Source organism: Acidovorax sp. AC410 (genome assembly GCF_979253235.1).
Window position 1 is genome coordinate 4,538,548 of record NZ_CEEDCG010000001.1, and the last position, 25,377, is coordinate 4,563,924.

28 protein-coding genes and 1 tRNA gene are annotated in these 25,377 nt (G+C 66.0%); 20 read left to right on the forward strand and 9 right to left on the reverse strand.

The window, feature by feature from the left end:
• Positions 1-39: 39 nt before the first annotated feature.
• Positions 40-822, reverse strand: a complete 783-nt coding sequence (locus AC0IZS_RS21020) for a 3-hydroxybutyrate dehydrogenase (protein ID WP_471637391.1) — start codon at positions 820-822, stop codon at positions 40-42.
• 121 nt (positions 823-943) lie between these two features.
• Here AC0IZS_RS21020 and AC0IZS_RS21025 point away from each other — a divergent pair, with 121 nt between their 5' ends.
• The 5 genes from AC0IZS_RS21025 (at position 944) to AC0IZS_RS21045 (ending at position 5,917) form a co-directional block, all read left to right on the forward strand.
• Positions 944-1,918 carry an alpha/beta fold hydrolase gene (locus tag AC0IZS_RS21025; RefSeq protein WP_471637392.1) on the forward strand — a complete coding sequence of 325 codons (975 nt, stop codon included), beginning with the start codon at positions 944-946 and terminating at the stop codon, positions 1,916-1,918.
• Positions 1,915-4,143 (forward strand): RelA/SpoT family protein, encoded by a 2,229-nt coding sequence (locus AC0IZS_RS21030; RefSeq protein ID WP_471637393.1) that lies wholly within the window; start codon positions 1,915-1,917, stop codon positions 4,141-4,143. The genes AC0IZS_RS21025 and AC0IZS_RS21030 overlap by 4 nt, the downstream gene beginning before the upstream one ends.
• Positions 4,144-4,248: 105 nt before the next feature.
• Positions 4,249-4,325, forward strand: a tRNA-Val gene (locus tag AC0IZS_RS21035).
• A gap of 501 nt (positions 4,326-4,826) precedes the next feature.
• Positions 4,827-5,267 (forward strand): hypothetical protein, encoded by a 441-nt coding sequence (locus AC0IZS_RS21040; protein ID WP_471637394.1) that lies wholly within the window; start codon positions 4,827-4,829, stop codon positions 5,265-5,267.
• Between the two features lie 71 nt (positions 5,268-5,338).
• The gene (locus AC0IZS_RS21045; protein WP_471637395.1) at positions 5,339-5,917 is read left to right on the forward strand and encodes a hypothetical protein; all 579 of its coding nucleotides are present in this window, start codon (positions 5,339-5,341) and stop codon (positions 5,915-5,917) included.
• Between the two features lie 326 nt (positions 5,918-6,243).
• Here AC0IZS_RS21045 and AC0IZS_RS21050 read toward each other — a convergent pair whose 3' ends face one another.
• Both AC0IZS_RS21050 and AC0IZS_RS21055 read right to left on the reverse strand, forming a co-directional pair.
• Positions 6,244-7,026 (reverse strand): SDR family oxidoreductase, encoded by a 783-nt coding sequence (locus tag AC0IZS_RS21050; protein WP_471637396.1) that lies wholly within the window; start codon positions 7,024-7,026, stop codon positions 6,244-6,246.
• Positions 7,023-7,349 carry a nuclear transport factor 2 family protein gene (locus tag AC0IZS_RS21055; protein WP_471637397.1) on the reverse strand — a complete coding sequence of 109 codons (327 nt, stop codon included), beginning with the start codon at positions 7,347-7,349 and terminating at the stop codon, positions 7,023-7,025. Before AC0IZS_RS21055 ends, AC0IZS_RS21050 begins: the two co-directional genes overlap by 4 nt.
• 102 nt (positions 7,350-7,451) lie before the next feature.
• Here AC0IZS_RS21055 and AC0IZS_RS21060 point away from each other — a divergent pair, with 102 nt between their 5' ends.
• From AC0IZS_RS21060 to AC0IZS_RS21085, 6 genes are all read left to right on the forward strand, one after another.
• A complete protein-coding gene (locus AC0IZS_RS21060) occupies positions 7,452-8,381 on the forward strand; it encodes a LysR family transcriptional regulator (protein ID WP_471637398.1) in 930 nt (309 codons plus the stop codon).
• 288 nt (positions 8,382-8,669) lie between these two features.
• Positions 8,670-8,861, forward strand: a complete 192-nt coding sequence (locus AC0IZS_RS21065; RefSeq protein ID WP_471637399.1) for a DUF4160 domain-containing protein — start codon at positions 8,670-8,672, stop codon at positions 8,859-8,861.
• The gene (locus AC0IZS_RS21070) at positions 8,858-9,316 is read left to right on the forward strand and encodes a DUF2442 domain-containing protein (RefSeq protein WP_471637400.1); all 459 of its coding nucleotides are present in this window, start codon (positions 8,858-8,860) and stop codon (positions 9,314-9,316) included. Before AC0IZS_RS21065 ends, AC0IZS_RS21070 begins: the two co-directional genes overlap by 4 nt.
• Positions 9,317-9,558: 242 nt before the next feature.
• Entirely contained in the window at positions 9,559-9,702 is a 144-nt protein-coding gene (locus AC0IZS_RS21075) for a hypothetical protein (protein WP_471637401.1), read from the forward strand.
• An 83-nt stretch (positions 9,703-9,785) separates the two neighbouring features.
• A complete protein-coding gene (locus AC0IZS_RS21080) occupies positions 9,786-10,199 on the forward strand; it encodes a hypothetical protein (RefSeq protein ID WP_471637402.1) in 414 nt (137 codons plus the stop codon).
• A 404-nt stretch (positions 10,200-10,603) separates the two neighbouring features.
• On the forward strand, positions 10,604-11,800 hold the full coding sequence (locus tag AC0IZS_RS21085) for a metallophosphoesterase (RefSeq protein ID WP_471637403.1): 1,197 nt from the start codon (positions 10,604-10,606) through the stop codon (positions 11,798-11,800).
• Between the two features lie 24 nt (positions 11,801-11,824).
• On the opposite strand, the gene AC0IZS_RS21090 is transcribed toward AC0IZS_RS21085, so the two are convergent.
• The 3 genes from AC0IZS_RS21090 to AC0IZS_RS21100 all read right to left on the reverse strand — a co-directional run bounded on the left by AC0IZS_RS21090 (position 11,825) and on the right by AC0IZS_RS21100 (position 15,377).
• Entirely contained in the window at positions 11,825-14,218 is a 2,394-nt protein-coding gene (locus AC0IZS_RS21090; protein WP_471637404.1) for a putative bifunctional diguanylate cyclase/phosphodiesterase, read from the reverse strand.
• Positions 14,219-14,379: 161 nt separating this feature from the next.
• Positions 14,380-14,754: a YciI family protein gene (locus tag AC0IZS_RS21095; RefSeq protein ID WP_471637405.1), complete on the reverse strand. Its 375-nt coding sequence runs from the start codon at positions 14,752-14,754 to the stop codon at positions 14,380-14,382.
• Between the two features lie 191 nt (positions 14,755-14,945).
• Positions 14,946-15,377 (reverse strand): hypothetical protein, encoded by a 432-nt coding sequence (locus tag AC0IZS_RS21100; RefSeq protein WP_471637406.1) that lies wholly within the window; start codon positions 15,375-15,377, stop codon positions 14,946-14,948.
• Between the two features lie 425 nt (positions 15,378-15,802).
• On the opposite strand from AC0IZS_RS21100, the gene AC0IZS_RS21105 reads away from it, so the two are divergent.
• The 8 genes from AC0IZS_RS21105 (at position 15,803) to AC0IZS_RS21140 (ending at position 22,544) form a co-directional block, all read left to right on the forward strand.
• Positions 15,803-16,891, forward strand: coding sequence for a LuxE/PaaK family acyltransferase (locus tag AC0IZS_RS21105; RefSeq protein ID WP_471637407.1), 1,089 nt, complete (start codon positions 15,803-15,805; stop codon positions 16,889-16,891).
• Positions 16,888-18,396 (forward strand): acyl-CoA reductase, encoded by a 1,509-nt coding sequence (locus AC0IZS_RS21110; protein ID WP_471637408.1) that lies wholly within the window; start codon positions 16,888-16,890, stop codon positions 18,394-18,396. The genes AC0IZS_RS21105 and AC0IZS_RS21110 overlap by 4 nt, the downstream gene beginning before the upstream one ends.
• Before the next feature lie 9 nt (positions 18,397-18,405).
• Positions 18,406-19,152, forward strand: a complete 747-nt coding sequence (locus tag AC0IZS_RS21115; RefSeq protein ID WP_471637409.1) for an ABC transporter ATP-binding protein — start codon at positions 18,406-18,408, stop codon at positions 19,150-19,152.
• Entirely contained in the window at positions 19,149-19,916 is a 768-nt protein-coding gene (locus tag AC0IZS_RS21120) for an ABC transporter permease (RefSeq protein ID WP_471637410.1), read from the forward strand. The genes AC0IZS_RS21115 and AC0IZS_RS21120 overlap by 4 nt, the downstream gene beginning before the upstream one ends.
• Before the next feature lie 5 nt (positions 19,917-19,921).
• Positions 19,922-20,932, forward strand: coding sequence for an ABC transporter substrate-binding protein (locus AC0IZS_RS21125; protein ID WP_471637411.1), 1,011 nt, complete (start codon positions 19,922-19,924; stop codon positions 20,930-20,932).
• Positions 20,933-20,942: 10 nt separating this feature from the next.
• Positions 20,943-21,710, forward strand: coding sequence for an SDR family oxidoreductase (locus AC0IZS_RS21130; RefSeq protein WP_471637412.1), 768 nt, complete (start codon positions 20,943-20,945; stop codon positions 21,708-21,710).
• An 80-nt stretch (positions 21,711-21,790) separates the two neighbouring features.
• Complete coding sequence (locus AC0IZS_RS21135; protein WP_471637413.1) at positions 21,791-22,063, forward strand: type II toxin-antitoxin system TacA family antitoxin; 273 nt, start codon at positions 21,791-21,793, stop codon at positions 22,061-22,063.
• Complete coding sequence (locus AC0IZS_RS21140) at positions 22,056-22,544, forward strand: GNAT family N-acetyltransferase (protein ID WP_471637414.1); 489 nt, start codon at positions 22,056-22,058, stop codon at positions 22,542-22,544. Before AC0IZS_RS21135 ends, AC0IZS_RS21140 begins: the two co-directional genes overlap by 8 nt.
• 17 nt (positions 22,545-22,561) lie before the next feature.
• On the opposite strand, the gene AC0IZS_RS21145 is transcribed toward AC0IZS_RS21140, so the two are convergent.
• The gene (locus AC0IZS_RS21145; RefSeq protein WP_471637415.1) at positions 22,562-23,566 is read right to left on the reverse strand and encodes an NAD(P)H-quinone oxidoreductase; all 1,005 of its coding nucleotides are present in this window, start codon (positions 23,564-23,566) and stop codon (positions 22,562-22,564) included.
• Between the two features lie 104 nt (positions 23,567-23,670).
• Between AC0IZS_RS21145 and AC0IZS_RS21150 the strand changes: the two genes are divergently transcribed.
• The gene (locus AC0IZS_RS21150) at positions 23,671-24,546 is read left to right on the forward strand and encodes a LysR family transcriptional regulator (protein ID WP_471637416.1); all 876 of its coding nucleotides are present in this window, start codon (positions 23,671-23,673) and stop codon (positions 24,544-24,546) included.
• 39 nt (positions 24,547-24,585) lie between these two features.
• Here AC0IZS_RS21150 and AC0IZS_RS21155 read toward each other — a convergent pair whose 3' ends face one another.
• Together AC0IZS_RS21155 and AC0IZS_RS21160 are read right to left on the reverse strand one after the other, a co-directional pair.
• The gene (locus AC0IZS_RS21155; RefSeq protein WP_471637417.1) at positions 24,586-24,885 is read right to left on the reverse strand and encodes a BrnA antitoxin family protein; all 300 of its coding nucleotides are present in this window, start codon (positions 24,883-24,885) and stop codon (positions 24,586-24,588) included.
• Positions 24,857-25,189, reverse strand: a complete 333-nt coding sequence (locus AC0IZS_RS21160) for a transcriptional regulator (protein ID WP_471637418.1) — start codon at positions 25,187-25,189, stop codon at positions 24,857-24,859. Before AC0IZS_RS21160 ends, AC0IZS_RS21155 begins: the two co-directional genes overlap by 29 nt.
• Between the last annotated feature and the right edge of the window lie 188 nt (positions 25,190-25,377).

Genomic DNA, 25,377 nt, shown 5'->3' on the forward strand with positions numbered 1-25,377 from the left:
CTGCCTTTTGTGGCCGGCGCTCACTGTGGGCAGGCCCCCTTACTGCGCCGCCCAACCCCCATCCATGTTCCACGCCACGCCGCGCACATTGTTGGCGGCGGCAGAGCAGAAGAACACCGCCAGCTCGCCCAGTTCTTCAGGCGTGGTGAACTGCATCGACGGCTCTTTTTCGCCCAGCAGCAGCTTCTTGGCGTCTTCGTTCGACAGGCCGTGCTCGGCGGCCTTGGCGTCCACCTGTTTTTGCACCAGGGGGGTCAGCACCCAGCCGGGGCAAATCGCGTTGCAGGTGACGCCGGTGGTGGCGTTCTCCAGCGCGGTCACCTTGGTCAGGCCGACGATGCCGTGCTTGGCGGCGACGTAGGCGGCCTTCTGGGCCGAGCCGACCAGGCCGTGGACGGACGCCAGGTTGATGATGCGGCCCCAGTTGGCGGCCTTCATGGCGGGCAGGGCCAGGCGCGATGCGTGGAAGGCGCTGGACAGGTTGATGGCGATGATGGCGTCCCACTTCTCGACGGGGAAGTCCTCCACGTTGGCCACGTGCTGGATGCCGGCGTTGTTGACCAGAATGTCCACCCGGCCGAACTGGCTGGCGGCGTACTTCATCATGTCTTCGATGTCGGCCACGCGGCTCATGTCGGCTCCGTGGTAGGCCACCTGGGCGCCGGCCTCTTTGCCTGCGGCCAGCACTTCGGCGCGCGGCGTGTCCACATCGCCGAAACCGTTGAGCACCACGTTGGCGCCCTGTCGGGCGAGGGCTTTGGCGATACCGAGGCCGATGCCGCTGGTGGAGCCAGTGACGAGGGCCGTTTTGCCTTTGAGCATGTGTGTCACTCCGAATGAAAGATGAATATGAATTACGATGAAGGCAACGCCTTGCCAGGGCCCCTGGCCGGCGCCGATTGAACGCAGGCATTATCAAGTGCCGCTACCGGATTTCGCACCCATGATAGAACCTACGCTGAACTACGTACTGTGCCCTGGCCCCGGGGCCGCTGCGGTGCCCGCCGGCCAAGACCCTGCTGCCGCCAGGCCTGTCACAGGCCCGCAGCACCGCATGGCGTATTGGGAGTGGAATGCCACGGGCAACCCGGCCCACCCCCACGTCATCGTGTGCGTGCATGGCCTGTCGCGCCAGGGGCGCGATTTCGACGTGCTGGCGCGTGAACTGAGCCGCCACGCCCGCGTCATCTGCCCCGACGTGGTGGGCCGTGGCCAGAGCGACTGGCTGGCCGACCCCATGGGCTACCAGATCCCCCAGTACGGCGCCGACATGGTGACCCTGCTGGCGCAATTGCACCAGCAGGCGCCCATCACCACCCTCGATTGGGTGGGCACCAGCATGGGCGGGCTGATCGGCATGGGCATCACCGGCCAGCCCGACTTGCCGCTGCCTGTGCCGGTGCGCCGCCTGGTGCTCAACGACGTGGGCCCGGTGATCCAGTGGCTGGCGATCCAGCGCATCGGCCAGTACCTCGGGTTTCCCACCCGGTTTGAATCCCTGCAGCAGGCGGCCGATGCCACCTGGGCCGTGTCCACCAGCTTTGGCCCGCACACGCCGGCCCAGTGGCTGGAGCTGTCGCGCGCCATGGTGCGCAGTCTTCCCGAGGGAGGGCTTACGCTGCACTATGACCCCGCCATCGCCGTGCCGTTTCGGGCCATGACGCAAGAGGCCGCCGCCGCGGGCGAGGCCTTTTTGTGGCAGCTGTACGAGCAGATCACGGCGCGCACGCTGCTGCTGCGCGGTGCGGATTCGGACCTGCTGTCGCACGAGACCGCGCTGGCCATGGCCGAGCGCGGCCCGCGTGCGCAGCTGGTGGAGTTTGCGGGCGTGGGCCATGCGCCCACCCTGGTCGCGGCCGACCAGGTGGCGGCGGTGCGTGGGTTTCTGCTGGCGGAGGAAGGTGCTGCCGCCGCATGAAGACGCTTGCCCCGCCCCCCGGCCCGCCGCTGAACACGGCCGAGGCCGTCCCCCAACTGATCGCGGCCACTGCCCACACCTTGCCCGAACAGGTGAATGCACTGGTGCGTGCCCGCGCCTTTGCCGAGCCGCTGATCGCCAGCGAGGCACTCGACTCTGGCGAGAACACCCTGGCCCATGCCGACGCGGTGGCGGCCATCCTCAAAAGCATCGGCGGCTCCGAAGCCATGCAGGCCGCCAGCTACCTGGTGTACTCGTGCGTACACCTGAACAAGCCCGAGGAAGTGATCACCAAGGCCTTTGGCGCCAACTTCGCCGCGCTGGCGGTGGAGACCACCAAGCTCGTGCGCGTGCAGCAGCAGGCGCGCGGCGCCCAGGCGCTGGACGACCCGGCCCTGCAGACCGAGAACGTGCGCAAGATGCTGCTGGCCTTCTCGCGCGACCTGCGCGTGGTCATGCTGCGCCTGGCCTCGCGGCTGCAGACGCTGCGCTTTCATGCGGCGACCAAACTGCCCATGTCGCCCAGCCTGGCGCGCGAGTCGCTGCAGGTGTTTGCGCAGCTGGCCAACCGCCTGGGCATCTGGCAGGTGAAGTGGGAGCTGGAGGATTTGTCCTTCCGCTTTCTGGAGCCCGACACCTACAAGGAGGTGGCGCGCCTGCTCGATGAGAAGCGCGGCGAGCGTGAGGTCTACATGGAGCAATTGCGCGCGCGGCTCGAATCGGACCTGCGTGCGCGCAGCATCAGCGCCAGCGTGCAGGGCCGGCCCAAGCACATCTACAGCATCGTCAAGAAGATGCGCGGCAAGTCGCTCAACTTCGACCAGGTGTACGACATCCGCGCGCTGCGCGTGGTGGTGCCCACGGTGAAGGACTGCTACGCCGCGCTCAGCTGGGTGCACCAGCGCTTTGCGCCCATCGTCGAAGAGTTCGACGACTACATCGCCAAGCCCAAGGCCAACGGCTATCAGTCGCTGCACACCATCGTGCGCGACGACCTCAACGGCAAGCCCATCGAAATCCAGATCCGCACCCAGGCCATGCACGAGCATGCCGAGCACGGCGTGGCCGCGCACTGGGCCTACAAGGAGGCGGGGGCCAAGGGCTATGTGGGCGTGTCCGCCACGGGCGAGTACGACGCCAAGATCGCCGTGCTGCGCCAGCTGCTGGCGTGGGAGCGCGACCTGGCGGGCCATGCGCAAAAGAGCAATGGCCTGTTCGAAGACCGCATCTACGTGCTGACCCCCGAGGCCGCGGTGGTCGATCTGCCGCAGGGCGCCACCCCGGTGGACTTTGCCTACAGCGTACACACCAGCCTGGGCCACCGCTGCCGCGGCGCCAAGGTCGATGGCGTGATGGTGCCGCTGAACACCGCGCTGCAGAACGGCCAGACGGTGGAGATCGTCACCGTGAAGGAGGGCCGCCCCTCGCGCGACTGGCTCAACGCCGAGCTGGGCTACCTCACCAGCAACCGCGCCAAGGCCAAGGTGCGCGCCTGGTTCAACGCCCAGGCCACGCACGAGACCGTGGCCCGCGGCCGCGAGGCCGTGGAGCGCCTGCTGCAGCGCGAGGGCAAGACCGCCGTGAAGCTCGACGACCTGGCCGTGCAGTTGGGCTTCAAGTCGGCCGAGGCCTTGTTCGAGGTGGTGGGCAAGGACGAGTTCTCGCTGCGCAACATCGAGACCGTGCTGCGCCCGGCCGAGCCGCCGCCCAACAGCGACGACTACCTGCTGCTGAAAAAGCCGCGCGGCAATGAATCATCGAGCCCCAAGGGCGGCGTGCTGGTGGTGGGCATCGACTCGCTCATGACCCAGCTGGCCAAATGCTGCAAGCCCGCGCCGCCGGACGACATCCGCGGCTTTGTCACGCGCGGCAAGGGCGTGAGCGTACACCGCTCGGACTGCAGCAACTTCCGCGAGATGGCCGCCAAGAGCGGCGAGCGCGTGATCGACGTCGATTGGGGCCTGCCCAAGGCCTCTGCCTCGGACAAGCCCGCCGTCTACCCTGTGGACGTGGCCGTGGAAGCCGCCGACCGCCAGGGCCTGCTGCGCGATATCTCCGAGGTGTTTGCGCGCGAGAAGACCAATGTCATCGGCGTGCAGACCCAGTCCGTCAAGGGCACGGCGTGGATGACTTTCACGGTGGAGGTGGCGGATTCGGGGCGGCTGAACAAGGTGCTGGGGATCGTGGCGGGGGTGCAGGGGGTGCGGTCGGCCCGGCGCAGGTGAGGCCGTAGTGATGGGCGCCCAGAGGGTGGTTAGCAATTTTTTGCTGAGACTTTCCAGGACGTCCATTTTTTGTGGCTATAATCGTGGTCTTGAACAGAACAACACAGGCGCGTAGCTCAGCTGGTTAGAGCACCACCTTGACATGGTGGGGGTCGTTGGTTCGAGTCCAATCGCGCCTACCAAGGTTCCTTCTGAAGAGACCAGCTTCAGAAATCAACGGGATCTTGAAGAAGACTGCAAGCAAGCAGTCTTGGAAAAAGCAAACAGCCACCTTCGGGTGGCTTTTTTGTTTGCCCACGGCTCCAGCTTGGCGCGCTCGCGGTTATAGCGAGCGCCGTCAGCTCACTCCGCCGTACTCCTGGAACAGCATCTTGGCGTTCTTGTGTCCCTCACCGGGCTCCCCCATGCCGACTTCTGCCCCGCATAGGCTCGCCCGTGGGTGCTTCTGCGTGCCGCCCTGGCTGGGATCGACCGGCCCGAGGGACATGATGTGCAACTGCCCGCCGCGCTGTGGCGTTGTCTATCACCCGTAGAGGTGGATACAAATTGAAACAGTGCGGTGTACTATTTCCGGCGGAAACCCGCGATTCGTGCCGTCGCAAGTGGGGCACTCGGCACTGCAATTGAGGCCGAGCCGAAATCAGGCGACGCGCAGCGCCCCGACTGCGCAGGAGGAGAACTCGATGCTCAAGAAAATAGCGGCCCTCGCGGCCATGCTCGTAGCGGGCGCAGCACAAGCAGCAGGGCCATATGACGGCATTTACTTCAATCCAAGCAGCAGCTCCTATTTTTCCGTCCATACCAACGGAACCTCGATGGTTGCAGTGGGCCTGTCGGCGGTGCCGGCCAGCAACCTTCAGTTCACAACCGCGCTCGGCGTCGTACGGGTGAATTCAGTCGCGACGTGGGAGGTGGCCACCGGAGGCATCTCAGGCAACAATGCCATCCTTCTCGGCACCAATCTCTACGGCGCCTGCGATGTCACCTATGACATCGATTTCGTACCGGGCGCAGCCATCGTTCGCATTGCCGGTTCCATTCAATCCGCCGTCGGCAGGCAAAGCGGGATCAACTGCGCGGCGCTGACCTCGACGCCTGTGCTGACACTTCCGAAGGCATTCTGAAGGTTTCATGCCATGTGGCGGCTCAGGATCCATGCGCACCAACCCAGAGTGGCTAGAACGAGGAGAGAGGGATGAAGAAAATTGCAATCGCAGCGGCCTGCCTGGTCGTCTTTTCCGCCCTGGCCCAGAAGAAGCCCGCAGGCTGGCCGAACGAACCCACTGCCGTGTTTGGCGTGCCCATCGGGGAGAAGCTTGAAAACGACCGAATTGGCCAGTGTGGCGGCGTCAAGGCCGATGCGGAGAAGAACCCGGTTGCCGTCTGCGCAATGGAACGGCCTGGCTATGGCGGAATCATCATTGCAGGCTTCCCTGTGCCAGTGTTCGACGGCGGGTACATCGACCGGGACGATGGGGTGGTGACCTCAGTCATCCTCCATGGGAAGCACTCCAACTACCGGGACATCAAGGCGTTGCTGATGGAGCGGTATGGCAAGCCCACACGAACATGGACCGAGAAGCTGCAGAACAAGATGGGAGCCACCTTCTCCTCAGAAGCTTTGGACTGGGAGGGTAAGTCTGTAACCCTGAAACTCCGCGAGCGCTCCGACACAGTTGATCAGACGTCAGTTTTCTTCACCAGCCAGTCCCATCTCAACAAGAAGGCGACCGAGCGCGAGAAGTCGCTGAAAGAGTCGGCGACGAAGATGTGACCGCCAACTCAGGGTGGCCAGAACAAGGAGAGATGGATGAAGAAGGCTTTGTTTTTGACGATCGGCCTCATTGGGGGGCTGCGGTGCAGGCCAACCTTAAAGATGCCACCAATGTGCTGACCACCTTGGGGTCGGGCTTGTGCATGCGGGTGATGAGCGGGTGCGCGTCCGCGTCGATGGTCGACATGGTGTAGCTCCCGTGCACCTCGCCCGTGGCCCGGTCGGTCCATGTGTTCCACAGGCCGGCCAAGCGGAAAGCCCCAATCAGTCCCGACTGGGCCCCCTTTTGAAAGACTTTGCCGACCGACCAAGCTGAGGGTTCCAAACTAAACCGTAGGAACCGTCCCGCCATCGATCACATGCTCTGAACCCGCCACCGATGCCGCGCGCGGCGACACCAGGAAGGTGATCAGGTCTGCGACCTCCTGCGGCCTGGCGGGCCTGCCGACGGGGATTCCGCCGAGCCAGTCCATCACCATCTTCTTGCCGCCCTCGTAGTCGGTGCCCGCCTGGGCTGCCATTCGCTCGGCGAACACCACCGAAGCCTCGGTCTCGATCCAGCCTGGCGAGACGCGCAGAACCCGAACACCCTTGGGCGTGACCTCCTTCGACAAGGATTTGCTGTAGGTCGAAAGGGCCCCCTTGGCCGCGGCGTAGGCGGTGGTCGACTCCGGCAGCGGAAGCACGTGCTGGATCGAGGTCACGTGCAGGATGACGCCTGCGCCCTGTGCCAGCATGGCGGGCAGCAGTGCCCGGTCAAGACGAACCGCAGACATGAGGTTCAGGTTCAGCTCACTGAACCACATGGCGTCATCGAGGGCTGCGAAGCCACCCGCTGGCGCGTTGGAGCCGCCGAGGGAATTGATCACGATGTCCACGCCGCCCCAGCGTTCGGTGACTGCGCGCGCAAGCTGTGCCACGCCCTCTGCAGTGGTCAAGTCGGTCTGGACATACGCCACACCTTCCAGCGGCTTGTCAGGCGCAGAGCGCGCAGTGGTCATCACCTGCACGCCCGCATCCTGCAGGCTCTGGACGAGGGCCGCGCCCAAACCCTTGGTGCCGCCCGTGACGACGGCACGCTTGCCTTGAAGTTGGAGGTCGAAGCTCATGCCTTGATCTCCAGCGCTGCGATCAGGCCGCGTTCAAGGCGAAAGCGGTAGGACAGGTCGATGGGGCTGCCTGGAAAGTTGCCCGTCACCTTGGCCTTGACGATCTGACAACCGTCCTCACGCTCCAACGCGAACGGAACGGTGGTAGCGCTGTACTTGGCAGATGCCTCGGCCATGAAAGCCTTGATGGCATCGACGCCTGTGTACGTGTGGCCATCGTCCTTCATGACGGCTTGCGCAGTGAAGCAACGCGCCAGGGCCTCGGGCTTGTGTTCGGCCGCAAAGTACGCGGCGATGGGTTCGGGAAGGGTCAAGGTGTTCATGTCGATGGCTCCATGGGGTTGATGAAGACCTGAGGATGCGCGCCGGGGTCCATTTAGGGAATATCCTAGAATCCGCATGGGCTGTGTAGAAAGGAATACATAATGCGCGGGTTCGAATTCGCTGAGCTGAAAGCCTTCGCTGCCGTGGTCGAACGCAAGAGCTTTGCCCGGGCGGCAGAGCATCTGGGCCTGTCGCCTTCTGCGCTCAGCCAGACCATTCGGCAGCTCGAAGCCCGCATCGGCACGCGCCTTCTCAATCGCACGACACGCAGCGTCGCGCCGTCGGCCAGTGGCGAGCAGCTCTATGGGCGCATCGCCCCGCTGTTTCGCGAAATGGATGCTGCAGTGGCCGAAGCCAGTGAAGCCGCAGGGCAGACCACGGGCACGCTTCGCATCAACACGCTGGGGATTGCCGCCAGAACCATCATTGCGCCCAGGCTGTCACGCTTTCACCAGGCGTACCCTGACGTGGTGCTCGACATCGTGGTCGACGACGCGCTGGCCGATATCGTCGTGGGCCGCTTCGACGCGGGCATCCGCGTGGGTGGGCGGGTTGAGAAGGACATGATTGCCGTGCGCCTTACACCCGACCTGGACATGGTTGCCGTGGCGTCCCCCGGCTACCTTGCGGCCCGGGGCACACCCAGAACACCCGCCGATCTGCACCGCCACGCCTGCATCAACTGGCGGCTGCAGATGGACGGCAGGCACTACCACTGGGAGTTCGAGAAAAAGGGGCAACGGCTCGATGTAGCGGTGGACGGCCCCGTCGTCACCAACCATGCCGACATTGGCGTTGCTGCTGCGCTCAATGGGCTCGGCATTGCCTACCACTTCGAGCGGGATGGCGTGGGTGAGCTTCTGGCCCAGGGCCGCCTGGTCCAGGTGCTGGCGGACTGGTCGATCTCGCGCCCCGGGCTGTTCCTGTATTACCCGAACAGGCAACATCGACCCGCCCTTCTCAGTGCTTTCATCGACTGCCTGCTGGACAAGGACTTGGAAGCGGCCCCCCGCAGGCCGCAGATCGCCTGATGAGGCTGTTGGGCTTTGCTAAAACATCCATCATCGCGCCGAGATGATCATGCGGTGCGGCGGGTGGGGCAGCGAAAATTGGTTTGGCGAGACCTCAAGCACAGTGCACGCACAGGCCCCAGGAGTGGCCATCGGCCCCGGCGAATCGCCACCATGCCATAGCCACCGCGCTCGCCCCCCGTTGAGAGTTTTGCATGTATTGCTGTGCAATCATTGCACTGTGCAACCATTGCGCATAAAATTCATCCCGTGCCGACACTTGCCCGATTCCCCCAAAGCAAGATCACCATGTACGCTGGTGACCATCTTCCTCCCCACTTCCATGTGCTGATGAACGACGGTCGCGAAGCCTTGGTGGAAATCTCAACGCTGGCCGTCATGCGTGGTTCGGTTCCCGCACGCGAACTGATCGACGCACTGACCTGGGCAGCAGCCAACGGCGTGTATCTGTCTCAACAATGGAAGGTACTGAACCCATGAGCAAAGCTTTCACCCTCACCGCGGTGAAGGCCAAGGCAGGCGGCATTCTGCATTTGGTCTTCGCCGACGAAGCGACTTTTGATGTGAACCTGAACAAGGTCATCCAGCGGCACCCGACCCTGGCCGCCCTGGCTGATCCCGCCACCTTCAAGCGGGCCAAGCTGGGCGATTGGGGCCGCACCGTCACCTGGGGGACCGACGACCTCGAACTGGCGGCCGACAACCTGCGTGCGCGCGCCGTGGAGCAGGCGGGCGGTTACTCGCATGAAGGCATCGTGGTATGGATGCACCGGCACGGCATGACCCAGCAGCAGGCCGCCGACGCCCTGGGCCTGTCGCGGCGCATGCTGGGCTACTACCTGAGCGGGGAAAAGCCTGTTCCTCGCGTGGTGGCCCTGGCCTGCATCGGGTGGGTGCATGCGGTAGAGGATGAACGGTTCGTCCTGGCCGTCTGAGTTCAGCCGGCACCTTGCCCAGGCAGTTGGCAGCCTTGCTGGAGCGGTTCCGTCACTTCGTGCTGCCACCGCGTCGCACCGAACGCAGCTTCCCCAGGGGTGTCAAAAATCGCGCTCCCAACAAAAAATCCAGTCAGGGTTACTGACTGGCATTGCTGCAGCGCCAGGGCTTTTTCACGCCCACCTCCTACGGCCCAGCGCCTCGACAGGGCGCCCAATGTTTCTTTCAACAGGAGCACACCATGGCCACAGACCCCAAAGACCACCCGCTGCATCAAGTGCCGGACAACCTGCCCCGGCCGCCGGGCGACCTGCCGCCCAGCACCGAACAGCCAGCCCGGCCGAATGAGCCGGTGGACCCGAGCGCGCCAGACACTGCGCCCTGAGTCGTACGCTGGCGCACTCTCAGCACCCTTCCGCTTCGGCCTGCTCAGTGCGGGCTGTTTCTTCGCTCCTGCACAATTGCGCCATGCTGTCATCCCTGCACATCGCCAAGCCGAGCCCAGCGACTTGCGTTGTGCTCTTTCTCATCAATCTTTTAGGCTTCTTCTTTTGCTTAGGGGCCATCACACTGCTACGGAGCCCATGGCATAGCCCAGCGATGCTGTTGAGTCAGCTGGCTCCTGCGGCTTTTGCGCTGGCACTGTGCGCTGCGGCGCTTGGCGGCGTTCCGGGTCGGCTACTCACTCTGGCCGGTGCGGCCAACGTACTTGTGCTTGTCGGTGCGTTGGGCTTGGCAGCGTGGGAACTGGCAAAGGCTGCGCCGTGGCAGTCGGCTGCAGGATTTGCCGCCATGGCGGGGGCAATTCCGGCCATCAATACCGCTTGGTGGCTTCTGTCCCGCCAGCGGGTCGTGGCGCTGCCCGGGCATTTCAAGCGCTGAAAGTTGCTCGCTCTCCCTTGCGATCCTCTGAGACAAGATGCCTCCCAGGCCTGCAGTTCCGCCAAAGGTTCGCGCAGGCCAAGTAGCGCTTGGGCTGAGAGGCTGAGAATATTTCGTCCATGCCCACCTTGCACGCCAAAACACCCCGGCTCGTCGTTGCAAATGCTCGCCATAGCCCGAGCTATGGCTGCGCTTTGCGCCTAGATCCAGGGCGTTGTGGCGCGCCTTTCGGGCACGGTCAAAAAATTCTCAGCCTCTGAGTCAGCCTCAGCAGCCAGGGCAATGCGCTCCAGGCCTGCGGCTTGCCTTCGCAAGGACTCAGTGCCGTCAATGCCTGCTGCACTTGCCGAACGTTGACCGCAGCAAACGCACCTCCATCGCCACCGGGCTGGATATCCAGTGGTATGCCCGCATCTACCGACTTCTGCGGCCCTGCCGCGCCACCCCTGCCCGCCATGCCGCTGCGCCCCCTGACCATCCTGACAACCCTTTTGCACCTGTACATCGGCCTGCGCCTGGTGGGGGCACTGTCTGCATGGCCGGGTGCCGGGCCCGCACTCGCGGTGGCTTTGCTGGTCTCGGCCATCGCACTGCCGATGCCATTCCAGCACCGCTCCGGCCGCCGTGGCGCAGCCAGCCCCGCATGGACCTGGCTGGGCTTGCTGGCCATGGGCTGGTTCTCGTCGCTCTTTTTGCTGACGCTGCTGCGTGACCTGGTGCTGGCCGGGGCGTGGGCCGGTGGCTGGCTGCAGGAGGGCGGTTCGGCACGGGCCGACAGTGCGGCAGCGGTGGTGGTCGTGGCCACGCTGGCATCCCTGCTGGGGTTCTGGAACGCGCGCCGCACCGCCGGTGTGCGGCGCGTGGATGTGCCGTTGGCCGGGCTGCCTGCGGCGCTGCATGGGTTCACCATCGTGCAGCTCAGCGACCTGCATGTGGGGCCCACCATCCGGCGCGGCTACATCGCGCGCATCGTGAGCCGCGTGAATGAACTCAAGGCCGATGCCATTGCCATCACGGGCGACCTGGTGGACGGCAGCGTGGCAGAGCTGCGCGAGCACATTGCGCCGCTGGCCGACCTGCAGGCGCGCCACGGCAGCTTTGTGGTGACGGGCAACCACGAGTACTACGCCGGCGCGCTCCCGTGGATTGCAGAGCTGCGCCGGCTGGGCCTGCGCGTGCTGCTCAACGAGCATGCGGTGCTGCGGCCGGCAGCGGGGCAAGGCGATGGGGATGCGTTGGTGCTGGGCGGCGTGACCGACTTCACGGCCGGGCACTTCGATGCCAGCCATGCCAGTGATCCGCAACGCGCACTGCTGGGGGCGCCGCCCGAGGCCCTGACCCGCGTGCTGCTGGCGCACCAGCCGCGCAGTGCGCCGGCTGCGGCGCAAGCGGGGTTCCTGCTGCAGTTGTCGGGCCATACGCATGGCGGGCAGTTCTGGCCGTGGAATCTGTTCGTGCCGCTGCAGAACCCCTTCGTTGCCGGGCTGCACCGGTTGCAGACGATGTGGGTCTATGTGAGCCGCGGCACGGGCTATTGGGGGCCGCCGATGCGGCTGGGGGCGCCTTCTGAAATCACCTTGATCAGGCTGGTGGCGGCCTGAGGGCAAGCGCCTGCTTTATCCGGGCTAGCCATCCGCGCGAGCGGCTGCCAAGGCCACGCACTCGGGCGGCGGGTCCCACGCCCGCATCCACACCATCAGATCCTGCAGCGGCATGGGCCTGGCAATGCCATAGCCCTGCAGGCCATCGCACCCCAGGTCGCGCAGGGCCTGGGCGTGCGCCAGGGTTTCCACGCCTTCGGCGATGACGCTCCGGTTGAAGGCGTGGGCCAGGCTGACGATGCCGCGCACCAGGGTGCGGTCGCGCTCGTTGTCCAGCATGTCCCGCACGAAGGACTGGTCGATCTTCACGGTGTGGGCGGGCAGGCGCTGCAGGTAGGTGAGCGAGGAGTAGCCGGTGCCGAAATCATCGATGGAGCACCGGATGCCCAGCTCGCTCAGGCCCTGCATGACATAGGCCACGGCAGACAGGTCGTTGAAGGTTTCGGTTTCCAGCAGCTCGACCTCCAGAAACTGCGGGGGCAGGGCGGGGTACTGTCTGAGCAGTTGGGCGGCTTGCAGCTGAAAGCGGCTGTCGATGAGCGTGGATACGGTGATGTTGATGCTCAGCGGCAGCGGGTTGCCCTGGGATGCCAGGGTGTGCCCGGCCTGGAAGGCGGCGTCCAGCACCCAGTAGTCCAGCTTGTTGGCCACCGGGGTGCCCACGATGTCCTCCAGAAACGCGCCCGGCGCCAACAGCCCCCGTTCAGGATGGTTCCACCGGATCAGGCACTCGGCACCGATGACCTGGCCGTCGGAGATGCGGACCTTGGGCTGAAAGAACAGCTCCATTTCGCCTTGCAGCAGCGCGTCTTCGACCAGCTTGGCGGTGTGCCTGCGCGCCTGCACCCTCTGGCCTTGCTGAACGTCGAACACCACGATGCGGTCTTTGCCCTGTTCCTTGGCGGCGTACAGGGCCAGGTCCGCGTGGCGCAGCAGGCCGTCGGCGTCGGCCATGTCGTCGGGGTAGAAGGTGACCCCTGCGCTGCAGGTCAGGCGCAGCGCGACGCCATCCAGCGTTGCGGTCTGCGCGAGTGCCAGGCGCAGGCTTTCCAGCTGCTGCAGTGCGGCATCGGTGTGTTGGCAGTTCTTCAGCACGACGGCGAATTCGTCGCCTCCGGTGCGCCCAATGAGGCTCTCGGTCCCCGCCTCTTTTCTGAGGCGTTGGGCAAACACCCGAAGAAACCGGTCCGCCATGGGCTGGCCCCACTGGTCGTTGAGGTCCTTGAACTGGTCGATGTCCAGCAGGCACAGGGCCAGGATGCTGTCGGTCTGCGCGCCATGCTGCAGGCTGGCATTGAACTCTTTGGTGAACAGGCGCCGGCTGGAAAGGCCGGTCAGGGCGTCGTAGTTGCCAAACTGCTGCAGCACCTGCTCCAGGTGCCGTTGCTCGGTCACATCCTTGCCGACCGAGACCCACTTGCGCACCACACCGTCGGGGTCCTTGATGCCTTCGATGGTGACTTCGGAGACAAAGGCCTCGCCATTCTTGCGGCGCCGGATCAGCTCGCCGTGCCATCGGCCGCCGCGCTCGATGGCCTGTGCGACCCGGCGCAGAAAAGTGGCTTCACCGCCCTCGTCGATGCGCAGAACGGCCGATGATTTGCCGATCAGCTCTTCGCGCGAATAGCCCAGCACGTTGCTGTATGTCGGGTTGACATCGAGTACGGTGCCGTCCGGCTGCACGATGGCGATGGTGTCCTTGCTGTTGACGAACACGCTGGCGGCCTGGCGCGCTTCGGCGAGCATGTTTTTCAAGGTCTCGGCGGTCTGGGCCAGGGCCTCTTCGCGCTGGCTCAGCTTCTGGGTGTTGTCCAGCAGAAAACCCAGCAGGACGGTGCCGATGGGGTAGACCACCAGCACGGCCAGCCACGACCGTGCGGTGACCGCCCGTGCAATGTCTGGCGGCAAGGTCTGTATGGCCAGCATGCCGCCTGCCGCCAGGCTGAAGCCAAGCCCCACCAGCCAGAGCCCGTCGGCCAGGGTGCCGCCAAGGCGCAGGGTGGAGAAGAACGGTCGGTGGCGCTGCCAGAACCAGCCGATGGCGGTGGTCAGCGCAATGCCGACCATGGCGGGGCCACTGCCGATGCCGCCCAGGCTGAGCCGGTAGGCGCCCAGCACCGCCGCGCACAGCAAGGCGCTCAAGGGCGACAGGTAGGCCCCGGCAAGGCCGGTCATCACCAAGCGGGTGTCGACGATCACGCCCTCGGCCAGGCGCAGGGGCACGAGCATGGTCAGGATGCCGGTCACGCCGAACATGAGCCCCGTGACCCAGGGCAGCCATCTGCGCCGCTGGTGCACCACGGCCGGGTCGGGGTGGCGCTGGCCGCTGATGACAATGCTGTACAGCGCCGCCAGAAACGACAGCAGCCCGGCATTGATTCCCATGTCCTGAATCAAAGACGTTGTGTCGATGTTCATGGCGCCCTCTGGAGCGGTTGTCCAGACATCATAGGCAAAGATGGCTCGGATGGGGCGTTATCTCGCAGCCCCCGCACCAAGGCGGGGGCCGAGGGGCCGTACCCGGCATGCGGGCGCTGGGGTGGGGCGCAGGGCATGCGCCGGCCCACCCCGGGGCAGGCTCAAGCGGCGGCCAGGAAGAAATCCATGGGAATCAGCTCGACGCCCCAGCCGCCCGCCTCGCCCAGCGTGGCCGCCGGGTGCATGGAGGCAAGTTGCACCGCCTCTTCACGGCTGTCCGCCTCGATGATGAACAGGCCGCCCACCATCTCCTTGGACTCGGTGAAGGGGCCGTCGCTGATCTGCGCCTTGCCAGCGCGCGGGCGCAGCGTGACCCAGTGCTCGACGTCGCCCAGCGAGGCGGACACCAGCACCTTGCCCGTGGCGCGCATCTTCTCGTCCAGGGCGGGGCACTGGCTCACCAGGGCCTGCACCTCGGCGGGCGCCATGGCGGCGAATTTTTCGGGGGCGAAGTAGGCGAGGCCGAGGTATTTCATGGATCAATCCTTGGGTGATGGTGGCTGATGCCTTCACGACGAAGCGGGCGACGGGGAATCGACAGGATTCGCAGAAAACCTTGCGCTTTTTTGAAAGATGCGCTGTTTTTTGGCGATGCCGCTGCCTTGCAGCCGCAGGTGCGCACGCTTGGAGAGCCGTGCCAGGGCTCCCTGCGACAGGTGTGTGCGCGTCAGAAGTTCAGCTGAAGGCGCTGCCAGGCGTCCTCGATCCTGGCGTCCATGGCGGAATGGCGCTGCTGGTAATGGATTTTCAGCTCACCGTCCCTGGGTTCACCGGTTTCGATGGAGGTCATGAGGGCTACCTGGAAGTCCTTGAGGTCGCGCTTGGCATCTGCCGTCTTGAGCCTCGGCAGCAGCCTGGTGTAGATGGCCTTGGCCTGCTTGATCACCCCTGTCTTGCAGGTGAGGAATTCGCCGTAGGCCTCTTGGCCACTCGTGGCGCCGGTCTGGGTATTCAATGCGCCCACCTCGTACTTTGCGCGGCAAATCTTTGCGTTGATGCGCACCAGCCCATAGTCATCGGCCATCTCCTTGGCCGTTTCCGCCCGTACGGGCAGAACCGCAGCCATGGCCACCAGGAAAAGCAGCAGCGTTCCTCTCATATTTCCTCTCTCCTTGCTGGTCTCAATGGTTCATGATGGGCCCACAGTGTGTCGGCCGATGACCTTTTGGAAGCAGATTCCCGCAGCGCCTTGTCGCGTTCCGCCGCCTTCTTGCTCAAGTGTGCGTTGTGCTCCATACAGGTTCATTGTCTGCCGGATCGTTGTGCCCTTCCGGCGTCTGCGCGATGGTATCCGGTTGGCTTTGGCGCGGAAGGGGGCTCTTTCCCGGCGGCAGGTTAAAATCGCGCCTTCGCTCCGGGGTGCACGCAAGTGCTGAGATCCACACCCGAGAACTTGAACCGGGTAATTCCGGCGGAAGAAGAGCTTCACCCCTCCCGATGCGGGCGCATTTTGCTGCGCTGTGCCGTCGATGCGCAGGGTGACCTCGGAGCATCCTGTCAAAGACAACACAAGGACGCTCGCTCATGCACAAGGTCACTCCGCTGGTGGCAGACCTCCTCGAATTCATCGCGATGGATGGCTGCACGGACGGGCAGTTCGACCAGATGGCCCTGCGCCTGTTCGCGCACCAGTACGCGGCCAACCAGCCGTTCCAGAGCTTTTGCCGGCTGCGCGGCGTCAACCTGCGCAGCGTGAAGTCGTGGGCGGACATTCCTGCCGTGCCCATCGATGCCTTCAAGGCCCTGCCGCTGCGCTGCGAGCCACCGGCCGCAGGCGACCGCATCTTCATGACCAGCGGCACCACGCGCGGCGGCAGTACGCGCGGGCAGCACTTCCACCCGCTGCTCGATGTGTACGACCTGTCGATGACCCGCAACTTCGCGCAGCGCTTCATGCGCGGTGTGGATCGCATGCCCATGGGCATCCTGTTCCCCGACGAGGTGGCCATGCCCAACTCGTCGCTGGCGCACTACCTGGACCTGGCCAAGTCGGCCTTTGGCGCCAGCAGCGCCAGCCAGACCTTCGTCACGCCGCAGGGCATGGACCTCGACGGGTTGTGGGCTGCACTGGCGGCGGCCGAGCGCAGCGGCGAGCCGTATGCGCTGCTGGGCGCGAGCTTCAGCTTTGTGCATGTGATCGACGCCCTGCGCCAGCAGGGCCGGGCCTTCCAGCTGCCGCCGGGCAGCCGCATCCTGGACACCGGCGGCTACAAGGGGCAGTCGCGCGAGCTGCCGCTGGATGCTTTCTATGACGAGCTGTCGCAGGCGCTGGGCGTGCCGCGCACGCACTGCACCAACATGTATGGCATGACGGAGCTGAGCACGCAGTTCTATGACGATGGCAATGCATCGGTGCCGTCGGTCAAGTCGGGGCCGCACTGGATCCGTTCGCGCCTGGTCGATCCGGTCACGGGGCGCACGGTGCCTGCGGGCGAGCGCGGCATCCTGGTGCACTGCGACCTGGCCAACTTCAATTCGGTCACCACCATCCTCACGGAAGACGTGGGCCTGGAGGCCGAGGGCGGCTTTTTGCTGCTGGGCCGGGCCGAGGGCGTCGAGGCCAAGGGCTGCTCGCTGGCGGTCGAGGAGTTCGTGGGGGCCATGGCGGCATGACTGTGCAGCCCCACCGCATCCATGCGGGCTACCTGCCGGGGCTCGATGCTGCCGAGGTCGATTGGCAGGTGCTGTCGTTTGCGCAGGGCGGGGAGGGGCAGGAGGGGCGGCACGTGCTGGAGGTGTCAGTGCCGGTGCTGTCCGCCGCGCAGATGGATGCGCTGGCAGCGCGCGTGCGCCAGGCCAGCGCCCGGCGCCTCAAGACCATGGCGGTGTCGGAGATCATTGCCGTCATCGACCAGGCCATCGCCCGCCTGCTGGACCGCAGCGACCCCTACCGCCGGCAGGCCGAGGCGTATCTGCCCGTGGTCAGCGGCTATGACAGCGACATGGTGCGCCTGGGGCTCACGGGCTTCTTCAAGACCTTTCGCGCAGCGCAGCTGCACCGCTTTGTGGCAGAGGACTTTGCCAACCCCAAGGTGCTCGACGGGTTTCAGCCCACGCCCAAGGGCGGCGCGGTGCGCGCCTTCGGCCCCGACCTGCTGGTACACAACTGGGCCGGCAACGTGCCCGCGCTGGCGCTGTGGAGCATGGTCTGCGGCCTGCTGGTCAAGGCCGGCAACATCGGCAAGCTGCCCAGTGCCGAGCCCTTGTTCGCGGGCTGGTTCGCGCGCCTGCTGGCCGAGGTGCATCCGCCCATTGCCGATTGCTTTGCCGTCGTCTGGTGGCGCGGCGCGGGGGAGGACGGTGCATCGGGCGGCGCCTCGGCCCTCTATGCCCAGGCCGACACGGTGCTGGCCTATGGCGGCAATGAGGCGCTGGACGCGATCCGCCGGCGCCTGCCGGTGACCACGCGGTTTTTGCCCCATGGGCACAAGCTTGGCTTTGGCGTGATCAGCGCCACGGCGCTCGATACGCTCAAGGCGCCAGCCATCGCGCGGCTGGCTGCGTGGGACGTGATGCGCTACGACCAGCAGGGCTGCTATTCGCCGCATGTCTTCTATGTGCAGCGCGGCGGGGCGGTGTCACCACGCGCCTTTGCCGGCTACCTGGCGGGCGAGCTGGCCAATCTGCACCGGCGCTTTCCACGCCGGCCGCTGGAGGTGGAGGATTTAGCCGCCGTGGCCAGATGGCAGCAGGGCGTGGAATGGAAGGCACTGTCTGCCAGCGCCGAAGGGCCCGCAGACCAACTGATCGGTGCCTCTTCTGCCGCCTGGAGCGTGGCCTACAGCGACACGCTGCAGCCCCTGGCGCCCACCGCGACGCAGCGCACCATCCAGGTGGTGGGCGTGGATGCGCTCGACGATGTGGTGCCCCTGGTGGCGCCGCACAGCCGCTTTCTGCAGACCGCCGGCATCGCCGCTGCGCCGGCCGAGCTGTACCGGCTGGCCGGGCTGCTGGGCGCGGTGGGAGTCACGCGCATCAGCGCCATTGGCTCGATGAGCGCGCCCGAGGCTGGCTGGCACCACGATGGCCGCTTCAACCTGCTCGACCTGGTGCGCATGACCGAGATCGAGCAATCCGCCGAATTGGCGGCCGAGCCGTTTGCGCCCTATGCAGACTGAAGTCCGGTCATGAGCTTTCTTGCGATGGAGCAGCTGGTCTTCACCTACCCCGGCCGGCCGCCGGTGGTGGATGGCATCGACTGGCGCATGCAGGCCGGTGAGATCCACTGCCTGGTGGGGCGCAGTGGCTGCGGCAAGACCACGCTGCTGCAACTGGCTGCGGGCCTGCTGCGGCCGCAGGCGGGCCGCGTGTTGCTGCAGGGGCAGGAACTGCTGGCGCCCGGGCCGCAGCTGGGCTTCATGTTCCAGGCGCCAACCCTGCTCGACTGGAAAAGCGCCATCGACAACGTGCTGCTGCCCGTGTCCCTGCAGCGCGGCCCGGGGGCGGGCGATGTGGAGCGCGCCAAGGCGCTGCTGGACCAGCTGGGCCTGGCCGCGCATGCGCAGCACTACCCGCGGCATTTGTCCGGCGGGCAGCAAAGCCGCGTGGCGCTGGCGCGTGCGCTGGTGCTGGAGCCCGCGCTGCTGCTGCTCGACGAGCCCTTTGCCGCGCTCGACGCCATCACCCGTGCCGAGCTGCAGGACGACCTGCTGCACACCTGCCGCCAGCGCGGCACCACGGTGCTGTTCGTCACGCACGACATCAACGAGGCGGTGTACCTGGGCGACCGCATCGCCGTGATGCATGCCGGCCGCATCGTGGACGACATCCGCATCGACCTGCCGGGCCCGCATGTGCAGGCCATGCGCGACGAGGCACCGTTCAACGGCTACTGCGCGCAGGTGCGCAAAAGCATGGATAGGGTGGCCGCATGAAGCTGAGCACCTTGCAAGCCCGGCTCCTCTCCGCTGCGCTGCTGCTGGTGCTGCTGGCAGCGTGGGAGTTGGCTGTGCGCCGTTCCGGCCTGTCGGCGCTGGTGCTGCCCGCGCCTTCGTCCGTGGGCGCCGCGCTATGGAACGGGGTGGCCACCGGTTACTTCTGGCCCCACATCCGGGCCACGGTGTCGGCGCTTGTGCTGGGGCTGGTGGGTGGCGGTGTGGCCGGCCTGCTGATGGGCATGGCCCTGGCCGAATCGACCCTGCTCGAACGCGTGTTCAGGCCCTACGTGGTGGTCAGCCAGGTGGTGCCCAAGCTGGCGCTGGCGCCCTTGTTCGTGCTGTGGTTCGGCTTTGGCATCGCGCCCACGGCGCTGATCACGGGACTGATCTGCTTTTTTCCGCTGATGGAGAACACGCTGACGGGCCTGAAGCACGTGGACCCGCAGCGGCTGCAACTCTTTCGCATGCTGGGCGCCACGCGCTGGCAGACGCTGCTGCGCCTCAAGCTGCCCGTAGGGCTGCCCTCCATCCTGGCCGGCCTGCGCATGGCCGTGGTGCTGGCGCTGGTCGGCGCTGTCGTGGGCGAATTCATCGGCGCCAGCCAGGGGCTGGGCGCCGTGGTCATCGCCTCGCAGGGAATGATGGACACCGCCCTGATGTTCGCCGCGCTCTTTCTCATCGCCCTCATCGGGCTGGTGCTCTACCAGGCCACGCTGCTGCTGGAGCGCCGGCTTTTGACCCCTTACCTCGACAACCCTTGATTGCCATGAACACCTCCACCTACTCCCTGCCCATTTCCCGCCGCACCCTGCTGGGCGCATCCGCGGGCTTTGCCGCCTTGCCATTCGCGGGCTTGGCCACCGCGCAGTCCAAGGGCAAGATCACCGTCGGCGGCTGGAGCAAGCCCATCAGCGAAATCACCAACCTGCTTGCCGAGCCCGAAAAGGGCTTCTTCAAGGCCCAGGGCGTCGAGCTGGGCTACGCGCCCGGGGCCGGCGGTGGCGATGCCATCCGCAACATGCTCAGCGGCCAGGCCGATGTGGCGTTCACCGACCCCGGCTCCTTCTTCACGGCGCTGGACAAGGGCGAAAAGCTCACCGCCATCTACGACATCTATCCGCAGAACGTGTTCAACGTGGTCTCGCTCAAGTCCGCCAACATCCACAAGCCGGCAGACCTCAAGGGCAAGAAGATCGGCGTGTACAGCCTGGCCAGCGGCACGCGCCAGAACCTGCTGGTGATGCTGCACCAGGCGGGGCTCAAGGAGTCGGACGTGACCATCGTCGTCACCGGCCTGCTCAACTTCGCGCCGCTGCTGCAGGGCCAGGTGGATGCCACGGCCGCCACCGACACCGGCCTGGTGGTGGGGCAGCGCAAAGGCATCGGCGAGGTCAACGTGATGCAGGTGCGTGACTACCTGAACGTATCGAGCGACCTCTTCGTGGTGCGCGACGAGACCCTGCCGCAAAAGAAGGAGCTGCTGCGCGCCTTCCTCAAGGGCTACCGCGACAGTGCCGCCTGGATGATCGCCAACCCCGAGGAGGCCGCGACCCTGGCCGTCAAGTACGCCATCGACGGCACCCAGCGCGACATCAACCTGGAGGTGATCCGCCTGCGCAATGCCTCGTCGCTGCCGTCCGCAGCCGGCGCCAAGCTGGGCGCCTTCAACCTCGACTCCCTGCAGAAGGGCGCCGACGCCTACCGCGCGCTGGGCCTGGTGCAGCGCCAGATCAAGGTAACGGACGTGGTGGACACCAGCCTGCTCCCAACGGCGTGAGGGCTTGCCCATGAAGTTCCAGGGCAAGGTGGTGCTGGTCACCGGGGCCAGCCGGGGCATCGGCGCCGCGATCGCAACGGCGTTTGCGCAGGAGGGGGCGACGGTGGCCATCAACCACCTCTCCAACCACGCCGCTGCCGCCGACACCGTGGCGGCATGCCAGGCCGGCGGCGGCGAAGCCTGGGCGGTGAAGGCCGATGTGGGGTCAGCGCCTGCGGTGCAGGCCATGGTCGATGCGGTGGTGCGCGAGCTCGGCCCCATCGACATCGTGGTGAACAACGCCTTTCGGCCCTACGCCTTCGACCCCCAGCGCCGCACGCTGTTCGACGACCTGCTCTGGAGCGACTACCAGGCGCAGTTCGACGGTGCGGTGGGTGGCGCCTTCAACGTGTGCCGTGCGGTGCTGCCGCTGTTCAAGCAGCGGGCGCAGGGCGCCATCGTGAACATCGCCAGCAACCTGGTGGAGCACCCTGTCGTGCCCTACCACGACTACACCACGGCCAAGGCATCGCTGGTGGCCTTCAGTCGCAACCTGGCCACCGAGCTCGGGCCCCTGGGCATCCGCGTGAACTGCGTGGCTCCCGGGCTGGTCTACCCCACGCAGGCCAGCCAGTCCACCCAGGAGTCGTTTCGCGAATCGCTGATGGCGGCCACGCCGCTGCGGCGCATCGCCCGGCCCGAAGACGTGGCAGGGCCCGTGCTCTTTCTGGCGTCGGACTGGAGCGGGTTCATGACGGGGCAGGTGCTGTTTGTGGATGGCGGGTTGGTGATGCGGTAGGCACTGGGGGGCGGGGTGCGCTTGCATTCCCAGAACTCCAGTAGATACGGTAAAATACCGTATTTTTGGAGAGCGCTGCCATGACCACTGCCGCCCGTTTCGATCTCAAGATGGACGCCGATGAGAAGGATGTCATCGCCAAGGCGGCCGCCTTGATGGGCACGACCATGGCCGGCTTCGTGCGCGCTGCGGCCAAGGAAAAGGCCCAGCAACTGCTCGAGCGCGAGTCGCGCATCACCCTGTCTCGGCAGGACTTCGCGGCATTTGCCAATGCGCTGGAAGGCGCGTTCACGCCCAACGTTGCGTTGCAAGACGCTGTTGCGCAGGCCAGGGGCAAGGTGAGGCGTGCTTGAAGAGGCTGCGCTGGACCCGATCGTTCATGACCGGGCCGGATTCGACTGCGGTGTTCCCGCACTCAATGGCTACTTGCAGCGCTTTGCCGATCAGCACCGGCGGCGCGGCATCACCTCGGTGTTTGTGCTCGTCGACTCCGAGGAGCCTGCGAAGATCCTGGGTTACTACACCCTGAGTGCTGCCGAAGTGGATGTCGCGGATTTGGGCGATGCCGATCGCAAACGCCTGCCGCGCTACCCGGTGCCCTGTTTTCGCATGGGGCGCATGGCAACGGCCACCGACCGCCGCAGGCAGGGCATCGGGCGGCTGCTGATGGGGTGTGCCGTGGACCGTTGCCTGAAGGTGCGCGAGCAGGTTGCCGCCTACGCGCTGATCGTGGATGCCAAAGATGCGCAGGCCAGGAGCTTCTACGAACACTATGGGTTCACGGCCTTTGCCGGGCAACCGCTCACGCTGTATCTGCCTTTGGGGCGCGTGTGACGTGAACGCAACCCGGTTCACGCTCCTTGCGCAGCCTGCTCTGGCACCAGCAGAATTTTCCCCACACTCAGCCCCGTCTCCATGCGCCGGTGCGCCCCGGCCGCATCCGCCAGCGGATACGTGCTGTCGATCACCGGGCGCAGCGTGCCGTCGGCCAGCGCGCCCAGCCAGCGCTGGGCAAAGCGCTGCGTCATGGCCTGCTTGACCTCGGGCGGGCGTGATTTCATCACCGTGCCGTAGATCTGCAGGTGGCGGTAGAGCAGCACGTCGATGGGCAGCTGTGCGCCCTCTGTGGCGCCGCCCAGCAGCCCCACCACCGCCATGCGCCCGCCCACGGCGAGCGAGCGCACGTTGCGTTCCAGGTAGGGGCCGCCGATGAAGTCGATCACCACGTCCACGCCCTTGCCTTCGGTCTTGTCGGCCACCACGGCCTGGAAGTCTTCGCTGCGGTAGTCGATGAACACATCGGCGCCGAAGCCCCGCACGGCGTCGCGCTTGTCGGCGCTGGCGGTGGCGAACACGCGCGCCCCGGCAGCATGGGCCAGTTGCACGGCGGCCGAGCCCACGCCGCCCGCCGCCGCGTGGATCAGCACCGCCTCGCCGGCCTGCAGCCGCGCCAGATGGAACATGGCTTCGTGCGCGGTGACGAACACTTCGGCCACGGCACCGGCCTGGAGCAGCGACAGGTTCTGCGGCACATGCATGGCCATGCGGTGGTCGATGCGCGAATACTCGGCATAGGCTCCTCCGCCCACGATGCCCATCACGCGGTCGCCCACGGCAAAGCCCTGCACCTCGGGGCCCACCTCGGCCACGGTGCCGGCGACCTCCAGGCCCATCAGGTCCGAGTCGCCGAAGTACGCGCGGCCGTAGGCGCCCTTGCGGTGCGAGAGGTCGGCGCGGTTCACGCCGATGGCGGCGTTGTGCACCAGCAGGTCGTGCGGGCGCACTTCGGGGCGGGCAACTTCGCGGGCCACGAGGACTTCGGGGCCGCCGAATTCGTCGAAGACGATGGCTTGCATGGAGGGTTTCCTTCTATCGGTTCAGTGATGGCGCACAGCTTAGGCCGGAAAGGTGCTTGTGAAATGCAGCGTTTTTGCTGTCTAGTGATGCAAAATTGCATCGCATGAACTGGGACGACACGCGCATCTTTCTCGCCCTGACCCGCGCACCCTCGCTGCGTGCTGCGGCGCGCAGCCTGGGCGTGGATCAGGCCACGGTGGGCCGTCGCCTGCAGGCGCTGGAGGCCGAACTGGGCGCCACGCTCTTTCTGCGCGCCAAGGGCGGCTACCTTCTCACCGCAGCGGGCGAGGCGGCGCTGGGCGCTGCGCGGCGCATGGAGGCGGCGGCGCTGGACCTGCGCACCCGCATCGAGGGGCAGGACGAGAGCCATGCCGGCCTGGTGCGCGTCACGAGTTCGGATTCGATTGCCATGGACTTCTTGCTGCCCGCCATCGAGCGGCTGCAGCAGCACTGGCCCGGCATTCGCGTGGACCTGGAGGTGTCCACCCAGGTGCTCAGCCTCAGCCGCCGGCAGGCCGACATCGCTTTTCGCAACGTGCGGCCCGATGCGCCCGAGCTGGTGGTGCGGCGCGTGGCCTCGTGGCCGGTGGGGCTGTTTGCCAGCGCGGCGTATCTGGACCGCTTTGGCATGCCCGTGCCTGACGACGAACTGCGCGGCCACCACCTGGTGGCCTACGGCCCCACCCTGGAGCAGCGGCCGTTCCCCACGGCGGCCCAGGTGCCGGCGCGCCAGGCCCGCATCGCCATGGCGGTCAACTCCGGCCTGCTGGTGCGCAAGGCGGTGGCGGCCGGCATCGGCCTGGGCGAGATGCCGGTGCATCTGGGTGAACGGGAGGGGCTGGTGCGCATCTGGCCCGGGCGGCGGCGCGCCAGCGACCATGAGGTCTGGCTGGTGATGCACCCCGACCTGCAGCGCACGGCGCGGGTGCGGGCGACGGCGGAGTTTTTGTCAGAGGCGCTGGGGGCCGCTCCGGTATGAGATGGCGGGCGGCTGCGCAGTGGCTCGGGTAGAGCCTGCTCACGCCTTGGACAGATGCCGTCCCGCTTGAATGTCAGCCCGCAGCAGGTCATTGATGCGCGTCTGCCAGCCCGTGCCTGTCGCCTTGATGGCTTCAAGCACGTCAGGGTCCACCCGCAGGGTCACACGCTGCTTGGAGTCTGCTTTCGTCGTGCCTGCAGGCCGGCCCCGCTTGCGCGCCGCAATCTGTTCGGCGGTGTGCGCGGCCCCCACCTCGCCAGCCAGGGCCTGGTCCACGCTGCGCAGAAGTGCGGCTTCGAACTCGGCGATTTCAGGATCCATTTTTTTGGGACTGGGCATCGAACTTCTCCTTGATGGCCTTGAGCACCTGGGTGCTGATGTTGTCGAACTTGGCCTTGGCGTACACCAGAATCAGCACCACATCGCCCTTTTCGTTGCGGGTGAAATAGATCACCCGGGCTCCCCCGCGCGTGCCCATGCCGGAACGGCTCCAGCGCACCTTGCGCAGGCCGCCCGATCCGGGGATCACATCGCCGGCTTCGGTGTTCACAGAGATCCAGCTGATGAAGTCCGCACGCTCCGCATCGGTCCAGACTTTGGCCGCCCAACCGATGAATTCAGGTGTCTCGATGACTGTGAACATCGTTTTAATTGTAGTGCCAATTAAATAACCGCAGGCACCAAAGTAGTTCGAACCAGCTTTGTGATCACACTTGGTGCTGTTGCGCTGCTGGCCGTTTGCGCGTCGGCGAAACGTGGCTGTGCAACAAGGCGCTCTGTGCGATCACCGCATCCCACGGCGCGGGCGACGGAAACAGCTCCTCCAGAAAA

Bases quoted from the DNA above. Each gene is read 5' to 3' on its own strand.
- AC0IZS_RS21020 (WP_471637391.1), bottom strand. From the start codon at position 822: ATGCTCAAAGGCAAAACGGCCCTCGTCACTGGCTCCACCAGCGGCATC.
- AC0IZS_RS21025 (WP_471637392.1), top strand. From the start codon at position 944: ATGATAGAACCTACGCTGAACTACGTACTGTGCCCTGGCCCCGGGGCC.
- AC0IZS_RS21030 (WP_471637393.1), top strand. From the start codon at position 1,915: ATGAAGACGCTTGCCCCGCCCCCCGGCCCGCCGCTGAACACGGCCGAG.
- AC0IZS_RS21040 (WP_471637394.1), top strand. From the start codon at position 4,827: ATGCTCAAGAAAATAGCGGCCCTCGCGGCCATGCTCGTAGCGGGCGCA.
- AC0IZS_RS21045 (WP_471637395.1), top strand. From the start codon at position 5,339: ATGAAGAAAATTGCAATCGCAGCGGCCTGCCTGGTCGTCTTTTCCGCC.
- AC0IZS_RS21050 (WP_471637396.1), bottom strand. From the start codon at position 7,026: ATGAGCTTCGACCTCCAACTTCAAGGCAAGCGTGCCGTCGTCACGGGC.
- AC0IZS_RS21055 (WP_471637397.1), bottom strand. From the start codon at position 7,349: ATGAACACCTTGACCCTTCCCGAACCCATCGCCGCGTACTTTGCGGCC.
- AC0IZS_RS21060 (WP_471637398.1), top strand. From the start codon at position 7,452: ATGCGCGGGTTCGAATTCGCTGAGCTGAAAGCCTTCGCTGCCGTGGTC.
- AC0IZS_RS21065 (WP_471637399.1), top strand. From the start codon at position 8,670: ATGTACGCTGGTGACCATCTTCCTCCCCACTTCCATGTGCTGATGAAC.
- AC0IZS_RS21070 (WP_471637400.1), top strand. From the start codon at position 8,858: ATGAGCAAAGCTTTCACCCTCACCGCGGTGAAGGCCAAGGCAGGCGGC.
- AC0IZS_RS21075 (WP_471637401.1), top strand. From the start codon at position 9,559: ATGGCCACAGACCCCAAAGACCACCCGCTGCATCAAGTGCCGGACAAC.
- AC0IZS_RS21080 (WP_471637402.1), top strand. From the start codon at position 9,786: ATGCTGTCATCCCTGCACATCGCCAAGCCGAGCCCAGCGACTTGCGTT.
- AC0IZS_RS21085 (WP_471637403.1), top strand. From the start codon at position 10,604: ATGCCCGCATCTACCGACTTCTGCGGCCCTGCCGCGCCACCCCTGCCC.
- AC0IZS_RS21090 (WP_471637404.1), bottom strand. From the start codon at position 14,218: ATGAACATCGACACAACGTCTTTGATTCAGGACATGGGAATCAATGCC.
- AC0IZS_RS21095 (WP_471637405.1), bottom strand. From the start codon at position 14,754: ATGAAATACCTCGGCCTCGCCTACTTCGCCCCCGAAAAATTCGCCGCC.
- AC0IZS_RS21100 (WP_471637406.1), bottom strand. From the start codon at position 15,377: ATGAGAGGAACGCTGCTGCTTTTCCTGGTGGCCATGGCTGCGGTTCTG.
- AC0IZS_RS21105 (WP_471637407.1), top strand. From the start codon at position 15,803: ATGCACAAGGTCACTCCGCTGGTGGCAGACCTCCTCGAATTCATCGCG.
- AC0IZS_RS21110 (WP_471637408.1), top strand. From the start codon at position 16,888: ATGACTGTGCAGCCCCACCGCATCCATGCGGGCTACCTGCCGGGGCTC.
- AC0IZS_RS21115 (WP_471637409.1), top strand. From the start codon at position 18,406: ATGAGCTTTCTTGCGATGGAGCAGCTGGTCTTCACCTACCCCGGCCGG.
- AC0IZS_RS21120 (WP_471637410.1), top strand. From the start codon at position 19,149: ATGAAGCTGAGCACCTTGCAAGCCCGGCTCCTCTCCGCTGCGCTGCTG.
- AC0IZS_RS21125 (WP_471637411.1), top strand. From the start codon at position 19,922: ATGAACACCTCCACCTACTCCCTGCCCATTTCCCGCCGCACCCTGCTG.
- AC0IZS_RS21130 (WP_471637412.1), top strand. From the start codon at position 20,943: ATGAAGTTCCAGGGCAAGGTGGTGCTGGTCACCGGGGCCAGCCGGGGC.
- AC0IZS_RS21135 (WP_471637413.1), top strand. From the start codon at position 21,791: ATGACCACTGCCGCCCGTTTCGATCTCAAGATGGACGCCGATGAGAAG.
- AC0IZS_RS21145 (WP_471637415.1), bottom strand. From the start codon at position 23,566: ATGCAAGCCATCGTCTTCGACGAATTCGGCGGCCCCGAAGTCCTCGTG.
- AC0IZS_RS21150 (WP_471637416.1), top strand. From the start codon at position 23,671: ATGAACTGGGACGACACGCGCATCTTTCTCGCCCTGACCCGCGCACCC.
- AC0IZS_RS21155 (WP_471637417.1), bottom strand. From the start codon at position 24,885: ATGCCCAGTCCCAAAAAAATGGATCCTGAAATCGCCGAGTTCGAAGCC.
- AC0IZS_RS21160 (WP_471637418.1), bottom strand. From the start codon at position 25,189: ATGTTCACAGTCATCGAGACACCTGAATTCATCGGTTGGGCGGCCAAA.